Raw genomic sequence first — 15,766 nt, 5'->3', positions numbered from 1 at the left:
CGAGCCCCTTTCACACAGCACAACTAAGGACAACAATGGAAGTCACCGCAGACAACGCCCACTGGTTCGCCGACTCCTTCACGAGGATCACGGACAACGTCGGCCAGGCCCTCCTGGGCAAGGAAGAGGTCATCCGCCTGGCGCTGACCTGCATGTTCGCCGAGGGGCACCTGCTCCTCGAGGACGCGCCGGGAACAGGCAAGACGGCGCTGGCGCGTGCCATCGCGGCCACCGTCCACGGGACGCATTCGCGCATCCAGTTCACGCCCGACCTGCTGCCTTCCGACATCACGGGCGTGACCATCTACGACCAGCGGACGGGATCGTGGGACTTCCACAAGGGCCCTATCTTCGCCTCGATCGTCCTGGCCGATGAGATCAACCGTGCCTCGCCCAAGACCCAGTCGGCCCTCCTGGAGGTCATGGAAGAGGCCCAGGTGACCGTCGACGGCGTGCGCCGCGAGACGGGACGCCCCTTCATGGTGATCGCCACGCAGAACCCCGTCGAGCAGGCCGGCACCTACCGCCTGCCCGAGGCTCAGCTGGACCGCTTCCTCATGAAGACCTCGATCGGCTACCCGGGCCGCGAGGCCGGCATTGACGTCATCCTCGGCTCCGCCGCGCCCGACCGCACCCGCACCCTGTCCCCCGTGATCTCCACAAAGGCGGTCGCCGACATGGCGGACCTGGCGGCCAACAACTACGTCGACCGCTCGATCGCCGCCTACGTGCAGGACCTGTGCGAGGCGAGCCGCGCCGACTCCGAGGTCCGTATCGGCGTCTCGACGCGTGGAGCCATCGCCATGATGCGCGCCGCCCGCGTGTGGGCTATCGCCCAGGGCCGTAACTTCGTGATCCCCGACGACGTGCAAGCCCTGGCGGTGCGCGTGTGGGCTCACAGGCTCGTCTTGGACCCCGACGCCGAGTTCGGCGGGGCCACGCGCGAGGGCGTCATCGAGCGTGCGCTGGGAGCGGTCGCCGCCCCGGTCATGAAGGGCTGAGGATCGTGGCACCGCGTTCCGTCGCCGACAAGCGCCACCTGCGCGAGCGCCTCGACGCCGTCACACGTGCGCGCGTCGCTCTCGCGCGCGCGTCGGCGACGGTCGTCTCCTCCTGGCGGACCTGCATCGCTGCGGCGCGGCGGGTCCCCGGCCTCGGCTCATTCCTGCGACTGCTGTCGTCCCTGACTGTGCTCGGCTGGGGAACGGCGATCATCGGGGCGGGAGCCTCCCTGGCGGGCGTCCTGTTCTCGTGGGTCGAGGCCGCGGTCCTGGGCTTCACGTGCCTGACCCTGGTGGCCCTCTCCCTCCTGTGGTCCCTGGGCCGGGCAGGGCACGCCGTCGCGCTGCGGCTCGCCAACACGCGCGTGACGGTCGGCGAGAAAGCCCTCGGCGCGCTGACAGTCTCCAACCCCACGGCTCGGCGCCTGCGCGCCACCATGGTCGAGCTGCGCGTCGGCGCGGGCGCGAACTCGTTCCTGTGCCCGGCGCTGGGACGGGACCAGAACCACGAGGAGGTCTTCGCAATCGCGACGACGCGGCGAGGCGTCGTGGCCGTGGGCCCTGCCTCCACGATCCGCGGCGACGGCCTCGGCCTGGTCCGCCGCGTCCAGACGTGGTCCGATGCCACCGAACTCTACATCCACCCGCGAACGGTCGCCATGAACGCCTCGACGGTCGGTTTCATCCGCGACATCGAAGGAGCGACCACGCAGGACCTGTCCTCCGCTGACGTGTCCTTCCACGCCCTGCGCGAATACGTCCCCGGCGACGACCGGCGCGCCATCCACTGGCGCTCCACGGCGCGCGTCGGCAAGCTCATGGTCCGCCAATTTGAGGAAACGCGCCGATCCCACCTGCTCATCGTCCTCGACCTGGACACCGATGCGTGGGCAAGCGACGAGGAGTTCGAGATCGGCGTCTCCGCGGCGGCCTCCATGGCGCGCGCGGCCCTCGTCGATGCGAAGGAGGTCTCGGTGCACACCCAGGTCGGTCACCTCAAGACCCCCACCCCGATGCACGCGATGGACTCCCTCTCCGGGGTCGAGCGCGTCCTGGGCGCAGAACGCATCAGCGCACTGACCCAGCGCGCTGGGACCGAGGCCTCCCAGGCCTCGACCGCCGTCGTCATCTCTGGATCGCGCACCCCCCTGGCGGACCTGCACGCGGCCCTCACGCGCCTCCCCCTCGACATGGTGATCACCGGCGTGCGCATCGACATGGACGCCGACTTCGAGCTGCGTACTCTCGGCAACACGCCGGTCGTCGTCGCGCCCACCCTGGATGACTTCGCCATCGGAATGTGGAAGGCCCTCGGATGACGACGAACCCTTCTCCCCTGGCCGCCTCCGCGCTCCGGCGCGGCATCGACGCCCTCGCGGTAGTCTCGCTGCTCGCCGCAGTGGCCCTTATCCACGGCCCCGTCTTTGGCGGAACCACCGGGTACGTCGCAGCTCTGGGAGGCCTCGTCGTGGGCGTCCTGGTCGCCGCGCTCACCGCCGCGCTTCGCGTCAGGACGATTGGATCGACGCTGGCCTTGGCCGCCGCCTACCTGCTAGCCGGTGGCCCCCTCGCCCTGCCCACAACGACCGCCTACCACGTCCTGCCCACGCGGCGAACGATCCAGATGCTGGTCATCGGCACGATCACCTCGTGGAAGGACCTGCTGACCGTTCAACCGCCCGCCGGCATCTTCGTCGGGCCGGCGATCATGCCCTTCCTGAGCGCCCTGGTCACCTCCTTCATCGCGCTCACCATCGTGCTGCGCACCAAGCGACCGGCGTGGGCGCTTGCTCCCATCGGCATCCTGGGCCTCCTCGGCATTATCTGGAGCTCCCATCAAGCCCCCCTCGCCCTGCCGATCGGCCTGTTCACCGTGATCGTGGGCGTCGTCTGGTCCGCGCACGTGGCCGGACGCACGCGCCGCGAGGGCGGGCGCGGGGTCGTCGAGTTCCACGAGCGTGCTGCCAACCCCGCCGTGCGCCGAGGCCTCGGCGCGGTCACGCTGATCGCCCTGGCCCTCGCGGTCGCCGTTCCCCTCACGCGCGTCGTCGTCACGGATTCGCACCGCACGGTCGCGCGCGACTACGTCGAGCCGCCGCTCAACCTCCAGGAATACCACTCACCGGCCACGCAGTTCCGCTTCCTGAACACGACCGACAAGGACACAGAGCTCCTGACGGTCGACGGGCTGCCCGAGGGAGGCAGGCTCCGCCTCGCGACCCTCGACTACTACGACGGGACGGTCATCCAGATCGCCACGAACGCCAACGGGTCTGGATTCCGCCACGTCGGAACCTCCTTCTACGAGACTCCCGCGCCCGCCGACGCCCAGGCCTCGAACGTGACCGTGCGCATCGAGGGTTACTCAGGGAACTGGGTTCCCACCGTCGACGGGGCGCGCTCCCTGGAGTACACCTCCGATCGGGCCAACCAGCTCGCTGACGCGCTCTACTTCCACGACCGCCTCGAGACTGCGCTGTCCACCGTGCGACTCGCGCAGGGAGACTCCTACCGGGTCACCGGCGTGGTGACGCGTCAGTGGAGCGACGAGGAGCTTGAAGGCCGAGCGTTCTCGCGCACGACGTCAGCAGCCGACGAGGGAGTCCCCTCCGAAGTCGCCGACGCCGCCACGGAAATGATCGGCGACGCCGCACCGGGCATCGCGCAGGTCCGCGCCATTCAGCGCACGCTCCACGACGAGGGCTTCTACTCCGACGGCTCCGACCAGCTCTCCCTGCCGGGCCACCGCACCTCGCGCATCGAGGACTTCCTGAGCGCCGACCAGCTCATCGGCGACGACGACCAGTACGCGGTCGCGATGCTCCTCATGCTGCGCTCGCAACAGATCCCCTCCCGGATCGTCATGGGATTCCACCCGGAGACCCCGGCCTCGGGACCGGTGACGATGACGGGCAAGGACACGCACCTGTGGGTCGAGGTCCCCTTCGAGGGCGCTGGATGGGTCGCCTTCGACCCGACTCCCCCGCGCGACCAGGTGCCCCAAACGGAGGTCCCCAAGCCCAAGCCCGATCCGAAGCCTCAGGTCCTCCAGCCGCCGGACCCGCCGCAGGACCCGGCGGAGCTTCCGCCGGACACCTTCGACGACTCGGACGACAACGAGGAAGGCTGGCCCGCGTGGATCGGTATCCTCCTGGCGATCCTGGGCTGGACGGCCCTCGGCGTCCTGGCGCTCTCCCCGATCTGGGGTCTGCTCCTCTTCAAGGCGCTGCGTCGGCGCCGCAGGCGCACCCAGGGGTCCGATGAAGAACGCGCCGCGGGCGCATGGGAGGACGTCGTCGACTACGCGACGGACACCGGACTGCGCGTGCCCGTGGGGGCGACACGCCTGACGCAAGCGCGCGCCATCGACGCGCGGCTGGAGGACCGCCGCGCCGAGATCCCCGCAGATACCGGTTTCCACCGGTGGGACGAGCAGTGCACCGAGCTGGTGTCCATGGCCCGTTCGCTCGACGCCGTCGTGTTCTCCGACGCGGGCGCTCAGGGTGGGGGCGCGGAGCGTTCCTGGGAGATCAGGGACGAGGTCGTGGCAGCGATTTCGGGGAAGACACCCTGGTATCGGCGCTACTGGGCGTTCCTGTCGACGCGTTCCCTGCGGATGCGCCGGGTTCCTCTGCGCGTGCGCGTCGATTCCCTCATCGAGCTGCTCGCCCAGTGGCGCGCGAAGAAGACAACACCCGCGGCCACCGACGAGGCCACACCCCTGAAAGGCACGGACAATGTATGAAATGACGGTCCCGGGAAAGCCCTCCGTCGAGGTTCCCCCACACCTGGCGGGGACGGTCGCAGTCAACATCTGGCGCCGATTCTTGTGGCGTATCCTGACCGCCATCTTCTATACCGCTGCCCAGATGCTCATTTCCTCTATCATCGCGGGTGCGATGATCAATCGAATGTCACCGGATGACATCGAGCACCTCGTGCTTGCGATCCTTTTCTTGTGCTTCGCCTGGTTCATCATGCTTGTGATTGTCATCGTGCGAACCGGCGCAACTCCAATGATGCGTGCCGTAGGCGTGCGTTGGGTTCGCTACGACACGGGAGCTGCTGCGGGGTGGGCATCGCTATGGAAGCTAGTCTTGCAGGGTCTCATCGCTTCCTTCACCTTCGGACTCGGACCCATGATCATCTGCTTCGCCAGCATGGACGAGATGAACCGGACGTGGTTCGACCGCACGCTGGGCATCGTCCCGATCAACACGAAAGCGGGACGCGACACCTACAAGACCCCCGCCCCCGAGCCCGAGGAGGAGCCCGAGCCGGTAGTCCACCCGTGGAACGCCACGTCCTCGGCCGCCGCTTCGCTGCCGCCTGTCCCGACAGTGCCCGAAAAGGAAACGGAGACGGTGCACGTGCCGTGGGGAAGTGCGATCCCCGATCCGAGCCCGGCAGCGCCCTCCGTTCCTTCGCCCGCGGCGAGCGCACCCGCGCCTTCCTCCGACTATATCGGGGCAACGCCTTGGTCGACTTCCGGCACAGGTGTCAGCACGCCAGCCCCCGAGGTGTCCGAGCCTCCTTTGTCCTTCACCCCGCCCTCGTCCTCGTATTCGGGGAGTGCGTCGGCCTCCTCCCACCACGAGGATGACGACGATGACCGCACACAGCTCGGGGTGCGCTACGACACGGCTCGGGTCACCTTCGACACGGGCGTGGACTATCCATTCGGCGGCTCGATCGTGCTCGGACGCAACCCGGTCGCCCCGGCCTCGCGCCCCACTGCCTCCCTCGTGCCCGTCGATGACCCGGATCGGACGGTATCGAAGACTCACGTCGTGCTCACGGCGACGCGGGAGGGGGTTCTCGTCGAGGACCTGCACTCCACCGGCGGCACGGTCGTTGTGCGCGCCGACGGCCAGGAGACGCCTGTCGTGCCCGGTTCCCCCATCGTCGCGGCGCCCGGAGACACCGTCCGGTACGGGCAGCGGAGCGTGGTCGTCAATGGGTAACGAGTGTGTCGAAGCGGTCGGCCCCGGGGGTTCTCGGGTCGTCGTCGCGCACGCTGCCCGCACAGATGTGGGACGCCGCCGCACGCATAACGAGGACTCGTGGGGGGCTTCCTTCCCCACCTACTTCGTGGCGGACGGAATGGGAGGAAACGACGCGGGCGACGTCGCCTCTCGGGTCGTCGTCGACACCATGTGTGACTCGTTGGCTCGGGGCGAGTTCACCACCCCCGCCCTACTCTCGACCGCGGTATCCCGCGCGGCGTTGGCAGTCGCGGATCTGGGAACGGGCTCGCGGGCACCGGGTTCAACCCTGACGGGCATCGCATTCCAGGAGTACCGGGGTAAGCCCTGCGCCGCCGTGTTCAACATCGGAGACTCGCGGACCTACCTGCTCTCCGAAGGGAGTTTCGAGCAGATCTCTGTCGATCATTCCGAGGTTCAAGAACTCATTGACGCGGGCTACGTGACCGACGTCGAGGCCCGCGCCCTGCCCCACCGAAACATCATCACCCGGGCGCTGGGAGCCGGATCCACCCGTCATGTCACCGCCGATATCTTCATGGTCCCCGTGCATCGCGGCGACCGGTGGGTGATCTGCTCCGACGGGCTGTCGGGAGAGGTGACGGACGCGCTCATCGAGATGATCGTGCGCCACGTCAAGGACCGCGAGCAGGCAGCCGACGAGTTGATCGCACAGGCGCTGGGTGCTGGCGGTAAGGACAACATCACCGTCGTCATCGCGGATGTCCTCGAGGCCGAGCCCGAGTGGGGGCAGTCGAGTACCGGCGACGAAACCGTCGATAACGACGTGACCGTCAACTCTGCCGGAGACGCGGACTCGCAGCCGATGGAGAAGCAGCAACTGGCGGATGCAACGCGAGTGGAGGAACAGCATGCGTAAACGCACGTGGACGCCGGGTGGCTATCCCGCAGCGGTGACCGAGCGCGGAATCGTCGTCCTGGAGCCCGGCAACGAGCAGCTCGCCCAGCGATTCTGGGAGCTCATGCTGGAGGGCGCGGACCTGGCTGTCCTCCTCCAGGAGCTGACCTCCGCCTTCGCCGCCAACCTGGCCGCGCTGCCGAGTTTCGTCGCACTCATCGACGAGTCGGGCGAAGCACACATCGCTGTCCGCGGAGCTTTCGAGGTCGTCGTCGACGGGTCGGAGGGGCCGACGTCCGTGAGCGGGGGCAGCGTCATCACGTGGTCTGAGCACCGCTTCCGCACGCATTCCGGCTGGCGGATCGCCACGCCGGTGGACGGTCCCATGCCCGAGGCCGCCCGGTGGCAGGTGATCAGCGCCGTCCTGCCCGTGGCCACGCTCGCGTCGGGCACGGTCGGCGAGGTAGCGTGCGGCGCGCCCGCCGATTCCCGCGTCGAGTCCGTGGCCTGGGACGAGGCCTCCCCCGCTTCCTCCAGGCCTGCTTCCTCCGCGAGCGCCGTCGTCGCTTCGGACGAGGCCTCCCCGGCTCTCGGCGCACCCGTTCCCTCTGCGGGCGCGCAAGCGAGCCCCGAGGAGCCGTTGCCGCCTGATCCCGCCCCAGTAGATTCGGGCGACGCGCCTGCCGACGGCGAGGGTTCCTCCGCCGATCTCTCTTGGCTCGCGGGGGCCTCGTCCGGGTCTGACGAGCCTGCGGGTGAGGCCGACGACGCTTCCTTGTCTGCCGAGGACAACGATTCCCCCGCTGCGGCCTTCTTCGCGCAGTTTGTCTCTCCGTCCGACGAGGAGGAGGAATCCGAGCAGGAGGACGCGGCGGCAGATCCTGTGATTGCCCAGCCGACTGCCCCCGCCCCCGTTCCTGCCGACGACGAGCCATCGGGCTCAGGGGCCTCGGGAGAAGAGACGCAAATCCCCTGGTACGAGCGCGAGGACGAGACACCCGAGCCCGACCCCGTGGACGAGGCCGAAGACCCCGACGACGACAAGCCATCCCTCGACGCGACAGCTGACGATGCGGCGGACGAACCCCTCGAGGTGGAAGCGGAGGATGGCGTGCGTTCCCGCTTCGAATACCTCTACGGTGCCGAGCGTCCAGAGTATTCCGTCGAGCAAGCGGCCGTCAGGCAGATTCAAAACTCCGATGTCATCGACGACGACCCGGTTCCCGTGCCCCCGTCGTTCGCCTCCCCGCCTGAGACAGAGCACCGGGAGGCACCGGAGCCCGCCATCGATGATCCGGTCCCACCCGTCCCCGGTCAGGCGGTTTCGGGTCCGCCGGTCTCGGCAGCAGAACCCGAGCCCCGATTCGACCCGCCCCCGGGAAGCTTCTTCATCGACTCTGTCCCCGGACTCTCCTCAGGCGCTCCGCGAGCGCAGGAAGCCGCGCCCAGCGCCGCCTATCAACGACTCGCGGCGACGCAGGCCGAGGGCGATCACGACGGACAGACGATGCTCCCGGAGCGCGCCCGCGAGCTGCGCGAGTACGCGCGACAGATTGGCACGGAGCCCGCGCAGGACACGTCCTGCGTGCAGGCGACGTCAGCCGCGGTCGGTCCGCAGGTCCTGGCGGTCCTGTGCGAGAAGGGGCACCCGAACCCGACCCACGCCTCGTCGTGTCGAATCTGTTCGTCTCCGCTGAGCAGCAGCTCCGTCACCGTCCCGCGCCCAGACCTGGGCCGGATCATCCTGTCCACGGGGGAAGAGGTGCCCCTCAACCAGGACATCATCATCGGGCGACGTCCCCGCTCAACCCCGACCGCTGGTCGCGCCCCCGCGCGCCTGGCCATTGTCCCGAGCCCCGGCAAGAAGATATCTCGCAGTCACTGCGAGCTGCGGATCGACGACTGGGACGTGCGGCTCCACGACCTCGGCTCCCAAAACGGCACTCTGCTGATGCGCCCCGGGCAGGCCCCCGTCCGCCTGGACGGGTCTGTGGCCATGGTCCTCAAGCCGGGGGACGTCGTCGAGCTCGGCGAGAACATCTCATTCCGAATGGAGGCGTAATGCGACAACCACTCGATCCCCCGGCAATTCCGGGCGCAACGTTCGTCCGCCACCTCGGCACGGGCGGTTTCGCCGACGTCTACCTGTTCCGCCAGCAGATGCCCCAACGCGACGTGGCGGTCAAGGTCCTGCGTCCGGATTCCAACGCCCGGGCCTCGGCGGCCTTTGACGCCGAAGTGAACCTGATGGCTCAGGTCGCCAACCACCCGTCCATCGTGTCCTTCTACACGGGGGGAATTGCGGACGACGGCCGCCACTACCTGGTCATGGAGTACTGTCCGCCCCCGCACCTGGGCCAGCGTTCCAAAGAACACCGCATCCCCGTGTCCCAGGCGCTTGACGTCGGCGTGCGCATCGCGGGCGCAGTGGAGACGCTCCACCAGCGCGGGATCATCCACCGCGACGTCAAGCCCATGAACATCCTGTTCACCCAGTTTGGGCACCCCGTCCTCACTGACTTCGGCATCGCCGCGCAGACGGGAACGGGCGAGGAATCCCCGGGCGGTTTCTCCGTGGCGTGGGCACCGCCGGAGCAACAGGACGGCACGGGTCCCTTCGGTCCGACCATCGACGTCTATTCCCTGGCCGCCACCGTGCACGGTATCCTCACAGGCCACTCCCCCTTCGAGATTCCCGGGGGAGACAACCGCGAGCTCTCCGTACTCAACCGCGTGCTGCGCTCCCCGGTGCCCGCCATCGGCCGCAGCGACGTGCCCGCGGAGCTCGAGCGCATCCTCGCGATTGCGATGTCCAAGGACCCCAAGCGGCGCTACCAGTCGGCGCGGGAGTTCGCCCTCGCGCTTCAAAACGTGCAGTCTTCGCTGCGCCTGACCCCCACGCCCTTCGAGGCCATGGGGGTGGAAGCGCCCACCGGGACCTTTGAGGATGAGGAGGGGGACGAGACCTGCGCGGCGCCCATCGCCGTGTTTTCTTCCCACGCCCCAGCCCCGGCCTCGTCCGTCCCTGACGAGGAGGATGACCGCACGGTCGCCGTCCTGGCGAAGGTGGACCCGGCCCCGGCTCCGGCAAGCGCGCCGCAGAGCGGTCCCGCGAACGCGGGGTCCACGCGTGAGGACGCGCCTCGGGCCTCTGAGACGGACGAGGCCGAGGAGGCTCCCTCCAGGGGCTTCGGCTCGGTCGTGGCTGGGTTCCTGCTCGTGCTTCTCCTCGTGAGCGGCGTCGCCTTCGGCGTGTGGACGGTGCTGCGCGGCGAAGGAAGCACGGTGGCTCCGGCCCAGTCCTCGCCTGATGCGCCTCCACTCGACGGGCTGCCCTCGGCCAACGCGAACGCATCGATTACCGGTCTGGCGGGCACGGTCACCCCTGAGGGGGTCACCTTCACGTGGGACGCGGTCGGCACCGGGACGACGTACCTCTACCACGTCGAGGACCCCAAGGAGGACCACCCTGTGCGCCAGACGAAGGAGACGACGGTCACCGTTCCGGTTGTACCGGGGCGCACCTGCCTGTCGGTCGCCGTGCGCAACTCGGACGGGCGCTCCTCGAACGAGGCCATCGAATGTGTGGAGACGCCATGAGCGCGGCGAGTATCCAACCGGAGTCCACCGAGGACGTATCCGCGGTCATCGACTACTGCGGCGAAATCTACGAGGTTCGCGCCGATCAGGAGTTCCTCATTGGCCGCGAGGCCGACCTGTGCATTGACGACAACCCCTACCTGCACCGCAGGCTTGTGCGGATCAGCTGCCACGACGGCCTGTGGTGGCTGGACAACATTGGGTCGCGGATCGCGGTCACCGTCGCCGACGCCTCGGGGTCCATGCAGGCTCGGGTCGGGCCAGGGGCGCGCATCCCCCTGGTCTTCGAGTCGGCCGTCGTCGTATTCGCCGCCGGGCCCACGACCTACGAGTTCTCCATCACCGTGCGCGGGACGACATTCCGCAGCTACTCCGCCCCCGCCGCCGACACCGGCGAGGCCACGGTCGGGGAAGCACGTTTCACGCCGTCGCAGTACCTGCTGATCCTGGCGCTGTGCGAACCCTGGCTGACGCAGGCTGGTTCCGGCGCGACCGATATCCCGCGCAATGCCGAGGCTGCTGCGCGGCTGGGGTGGCCGATCACCCGCTTCAACCGAAAGCTCGACAACGTCGCCGACAAGCTCGACCGGATGGGAGTGCCCGGCATGCGGGGCAGGCCGGGGTCCTTGGCGACACACAGGCGCGTCAGGCTGGTCGAATACGCGGTCGCGGCGCGGCTGGTCTCCAGCAGCGACCTGTATCTGCTCGACGATGAGAAACGACGCAACAGCACACCCGATGCACTCACCGGAAAGGACCGGCGATGAAGATCAAACTGACACTGCGCGGGCGTACCCGCGAGGATATCGACCTGCTGGTCACCACCGATGCAACGGCGACGGTCGGAGATGTTGCTGCCGCTCTGGCTTCCTCGGGTCCGCGACAGAGCGCCGCCACCCTGGCTGCACCCGATTCGCTGACGCTCAGAGTTCTCGATCCCGTGGACGGAAGAATCACCTCAGTCCTGCCGTCAACGGCATACGTGACTGAGACAGGACTCAACTCGGGTTCACTTGTCGACATCGCCTCGGCGAAAGACGCGACTCCAACGGGAGGCGTGGCGGGCGAGCTACGCGTCCTGGACGGAAATGACAAGGGCATGTGCGTCCCCCTGTATTTCGGCGGCACAACCGTGGGCCGATCTCCCTCGTGCACGATCATGCTCAACGACCGTCGAGTGTCGAAGGAACATGCTCGCATCACCGTCGGCTCAAGCATTGAAATTCACGACCTCAACTCAGCCAACGGTGTCCTCGTTGGCAACCAGCGCGTGCAGCAGGCCACGGTGACACCCGGTGACGTGGTCCTCCTTGGAGACACTCAGATCCAACTGGTCCAGACAAAGATGCCCGAATCGACTGGCGAGTCCACGGACATCGCATTCATCAGGTCGCCTCAGGTCATCCCACACGCGACCCCCCGAACGATCAAGCTCCCCGATGCACCGACCCGCCCCAAGCCCTCGCGTTTCCCATTCATCGGCCTCGTGGCCCCCCTGATTATGGGCGCATCCATGTTCCTCCTGACCCGACAGCTGACGAGCTTGGTGTTCATCATCCTGAGTCCGATCATCATGATCGGCTCGTGGTGGGACCAACGTCGACAGTCGACAAGCGAGTTCACCGAAGCAATGACACAGTTTGAAGATGCTCTGAAGGTCACCCACCAGGACCTGGATGACAGTCGACGCGAGGATGTGGAGTCCCGCCACGCTCAGTTCCCTCCGATCAAGCAGACCATCGAGGGGGCGCTGCGTCGCGACGGCTCGTTGTGGATACGCAGGCCCGAGCACCCGGAGTTCCTGAAGTTCCGCCTGGGGCAAGGGACGGACACCGCGACGGTCACCATCGAAGGGGCGGATCAGCGCACGGGTCTTCCGGAGGCGGTCGCCAAGGTGCGCGCGCTCGCCGTTGAGTACTCGCGGGTCACGAATGTTCCACTCGTTGCCGACATCCGCTCGTCCGGAGGCCTGGGCTTGTGCGGCCCGAGCGACGTCCTCAGGCAGGCGCGCGGGGCGATCGCAGCCCAGCTGGCGGCACAGTACTCGCCTGCTGAAGTCATCGTCACCTGCATGACCTCCACCGATCACGTGCAGGGATGGGAGTGGATGAAGTGGCTCCCTCACTGCTCCTCCCCGCACTCCCCCTTCGGTGCCGGCGTCCACCTTGCCTCCGACTCGGCTTCCGCGAAGGTCCTGCTCTCTTCGCTCGAAGGCCTGCTCGAAGCCCGCACTCAGGGCGACCCCAGCGAGGTCTCCGACCGCGGCCCCGAGGTTGCTTCCGCCTCCTCTAGCGAGGCCTCTGCGCAGGATACGTCGAAGAAGTTCCCTAATCCGATTCCCGCGGTGGTCGTTTTCGTGGACGACGTGCTGGTGGACCGCGCTCGCCTGAACCGTCTTGCCGAGTTGGGCCCTGATCGAGGTATCTACTTTGTGTGGATGGCCCCTTCGTTCTCCGAATTGCCTGCGGCGTGCCGGTCGTTCATCGCATTCGACGGCAGGCAGGCTTCCATCGGTGACGTACGCGCCTCGCGCGCGCTTGAGGACGTGAGCGTGGACCGCGTCTCGGACGAGGAGTTGGCTGCCCTGGGCCGGTCACTATCCCCTCTTTTCGACGCGGGAGTCCCCGTCGACGATGACTCGGATCTGCCAGGCTCCATTTCCTACGTGGATCTGACTGGCCAGGAACTGGCGGACGATCCCAACGCCATCATCGAACGGTGGAGGGCCTCGCACTCGATCATCGACCGCACACCGGGGCACCCCCATCGCAAGATTCCGGCCGTTCCCCTGTCAGCCATCGTCGGCCAGGGGGCGAGCGAGCCCATGCAGCTGGACCTACGCTTGCATGGACCGCACGCGCTGGTCGGCGGCACAACGGGTGCCGGCAAGTCCGAGTTCTTGCAGGCGTGGGTCCTCGGCATGGCCCAATCGGTGTCACCCGATAGGCTGACATTCCTGTTCGTCGACTACAAGGGTGGTTCCGCCTTCGAGCAGTGCACGGATCTGCCGCACACCGTCGGCCTGGTCACCGACTTGTCGCCCTACCTGGTGCGCCGCGCCCTGACCTCACTACGAGCGGAGCTGCACTACCGCGAGCGCCTTCTCAACAAAAAACGAGCAAAAGACCTCGTCACCCTCGAGAAGTCCGGCGATCCCGACTGCCCCCCATCGCTCGTCATTGTCGTCGACGAGTTCGCGGCGCTCGTGAACGAGGTTCCCGAGTTCATCGACGGCGTCGTCGACGTCGCCCAACGAGGACGTTCCCTCGGCCTGCACCTCATCCTGGCGACCCAGCGCCCTGCGGGCGTCATCAAGGACAACCTTCGTGCGAACACAAACCTGCGCGTCGCCCTGCGCATGGCTGACACCGATGATTCCCAGGATGTCCTCGGGGATGCCATGGCCGCCCACTTCCCGCAGAACACGCCCGGCCGTGCTGCGGCAAAGACAGGCCCCGGCAGAATCTCGGTGTTCCAGTCGGCCTACCCGGGTGCCCGCACGGCCGAGGGACTCAAGACGACGCAGGTTGACATCGAGGCGCTGGGCTTCGGCCTGCCGCAGAAGTGGAAGACGCCCGAGCCGCCCAAGCCTCGCGAGGAGATCCCTACCGACATCACCCGAGTTGTCGGTACTATCTGCGCAGCGTCGGCCAAAGCGAACATCCAGGCGCCTCGCAAGCCGTGGCTGCCCGAACTCGCACCGATCTACGACCTCTCGCTTCTACCCCAGCGTTCCGACGCCAAGATCGTCCTCGGTGTCCTAGACGACCCCGAGGACCAGTCGCAGGAAGTGGAGTACTTCCGACCCGACACGGACGGACACATCGCCTTCTACGGCGCCTCCGGTTCCGGAAAGACGACCGCGCTGCGATCGCTCGCGATCGCTGCAGGCATCACCCCCAGCTCAGGTCCCGTCAACGTCTACGCCCTCGACTTCGCCGGCGGAGGCCTCGACATGCTTCAGAAGCTCCCCAGCGTCGGCAACGTTATCCAGGGCGACGACGAAGAGAGGATTGCTAAGCTCATCGACTTCCTCGGTAGCATCGTCGACGAGCGTTCTGTCTCCTACAAGGCCGTCAACGCCAGCCACCTGACCTCCTACCGGGAACTCTCGGGTAAGCAGGACGAGCCCCGATACCTCGTGCTCATCGATGGGATCGCCACGTTCGCCGAGACCTACCAGCTCGTCGGCCGACATGCGAAGATCTGGAGCCGTTTCCAGCAGATTCTGTCGGACGGGCGCGAAGTCGGCGTTCACTTCGCGGTATCGGCGGACCGGCCGCAGGCCATCCCGAACTCGATCGCCGCGTCGTTCCAACGCAAGGTGGTTCTGCGTCTCACCGACGAGGACGCATACCTCTATTTCAATCTTCCGCGCGATGTTCTGAGCGCGTCGAGCGCTCCAGGACGCGCCATGCAGGTGGGTAACCCCAACCTCTTGCAGCTGCCGATCCTCGGCAGGAATGTCACGGACTACGACCAGGCCAGGGAGATCGAATCACTGGCAGGCGCCTCGTTTATGCGCCGACGCACCCGCCCGACACCGATCCGTTCCCTGCCGCTCGACATACCGGAGCGCGAGGTTGATCGCGTTGTCGAAGGACGCCCCGTCATCGGGGTCGAGGCGGGCTCGCTTGCCCCGATGCCGCTGCGCCCTGGGGGTACCTTCGCGATCACCGGCCCCGCTCAGTCTGGCAGGACCAACACCGTCCGGTGGCTGGCACGCAGCGTCCACAGTGCTTTCCCGAATGCGGTCATGCTGCACGCATGTGCACGCCGATCCCTGGTGGCGAGGGAACCGCTGTGGACGGAGACAGCGCAGGGAGCAGACAAGATCGCGTCCATGCTTGCCAAGCATGGTCACCTGTTTGAGGAAGAAGCTCCGGAGACCACGCCGGGAGTCGTCCTCTTTGTTGAGGGTATCGGAGAGTTCTCTTTCTCCGCGTGTGACCAACAGTTGCAGGACGCTATCGCCTCAGCGAAGGCCAATGGTCATTTGGTCGTGGCCGAGGCCGACGTGTCCGGGTGGTCATTCGGCGGCTCGCTGGCATCCGGGGTGCGCAGCGGCCGGACAGGGATCGTCCTGTGCCCCTCGCCCGGTGAGGGCGAGAACGCCGTCGGAGTTCCCGTCCCCGGTATCTTCGGGGCCGAGGCCGTGCCGGGTCGCGGCTACTTTGTTCAGTCCGGCAAACAGTGGAAAGTGCAGGTGCCCCGAGTATGACAAAACCCGATGGGGACTAGTCCCCATCGTCAGTGACAAAACGAAATGTTAGTTTGAGATTACGGGCTAATCACCCATCCGACGTGGGAACCGTCGGCTC

General features: G+C 67.3%; 9 protein-coding genes. All 9 read left to right on the top strand.

Annotation, left to right across the window (positions count from 1 at the left end; all coding sequences use genetic code 11):
* Positions 1-35 precede the first annotated feature (35 nt).
* Genes O3669_RS06505 through O3669_RS06465 form a run of 9 tightly spaced genes read left to right on the top strand, consistent with a single transcriptional unit; the run spans position 36 to position 15,666 of the window.
* Positions 36-1,001, top strand: a complete 966-nt coding sequence (locus O3669_RS06505; protein ID WP_295918808.1) for a MoxR family ATPase — start codon at positions 36-38, stop codon at positions 999-1,001.
* Positions 1,002-1,006: 5 nt separating this feature from the next.
* Positions 1,007-2,320, top strand: coding sequence for a DUF58 domain-containing protein (locus tag O3669_RS06500; protein ID WP_314768524.1), 1,314 nt, complete (start codon positions 1,007-1,009; stop codon positions 2,318-2,320).
* Entirely contained in the window at positions 2,317-4,746 is a 2,430-nt protein-coding gene (locus tag O3669_RS06495; RefSeq protein ID WP_371524085.1) for a transglutaminaseTgpA domain-containing protein, read from the top strand. The genes O3669_RS06500 and O3669_RS06495 overlap by 4 nt, the downstream gene beginning before the upstream one ends.
* Before the next feature lies 1 nt (position 4,747).
* The gene (locus O3669_RS06490) at positions 4,748-5,965 is read left to right on the top strand and encodes an RDD family protein (protein ID WP_371524084.1); all 1,218 of its coding nucleotides are present in this window, start codon (positions 4,748-4,750) and stop codon (positions 5,963-5,965) included.
* Positions 5,958-6,866 carry a PP2C family serine/threonine-protein phosphatase gene (locus tag O3669_RS06485; protein ID WP_371524082.1) on the top strand — a complete coding sequence of 303 codons (909 nt, stop codon included), beginning with the start codon at positions 5,958-5,960 and terminating at the stop codon, positions 6,864-6,866. The genes O3669_RS06490 and O3669_RS06485 overlap by 8 nt, the downstream gene beginning before the upstream one ends.
* A complete protein-coding gene (locus O3669_RS06480; protein WP_371524081.1) occupies positions 6,859-8,907 on the top strand; it encodes an FHA domain-containing protein in 2,049 nt (682 codons plus the stop codon). The genes O3669_RS06485 and O3669_RS06480 overlap by 8 nt, the downstream gene beginning before the upstream one ends.
* Entirely contained in the window at positions 8,907-10,445 is a 1,539-nt protein-coding gene (locus O3669_RS06475; RefSeq protein ID WP_371524080.1) for a serine/threonine-protein kinase, read from the top strand. The genes O3669_RS06480 and O3669_RS06475 overlap by 1 nt, the downstream gene beginning before the upstream one ends.
* Complete coding sequence (locus O3669_RS06470; RefSeq protein WP_371524079.1) at positions 10,442-11,212, top strand: hypothetical protein; 771 nt, start codon at positions 10,442-10,444, stop codon at positions 11,210-11,212. The genes O3669_RS06475 and O3669_RS06470 overlap by 4 nt, the downstream gene beginning before the upstream one ends.
* Complete coding sequence (locus O3669_RS06465) at positions 11,209-15,666, top strand: FtsK/SpoIIIE domain-containing protein (protein ID WP_371524078.1); 4,458 nt, start codon at positions 11,209-11,211, stop codon at positions 15,664-15,666. Before O3669_RS06470 ends, O3669_RS06465 begins: the two co-directional genes overlap by 4 nt.
* Positions 15,667-15,766: the final 100 nt, after the last annotated feature.

Source organism: Pauljensenia sp. 20925_1_34 (assembly GCF_041432775.1).
In the GTDB taxonomy this organism is placed as follows: domain Bacteria; phylum Actinomycetota; class Actinomycetes; order Actinomycetales; family Actinomycetaceae; genus Pauljensenia.
This window is presented reverse-complemented; position numbering and strand designations above follow the sequence as displayed.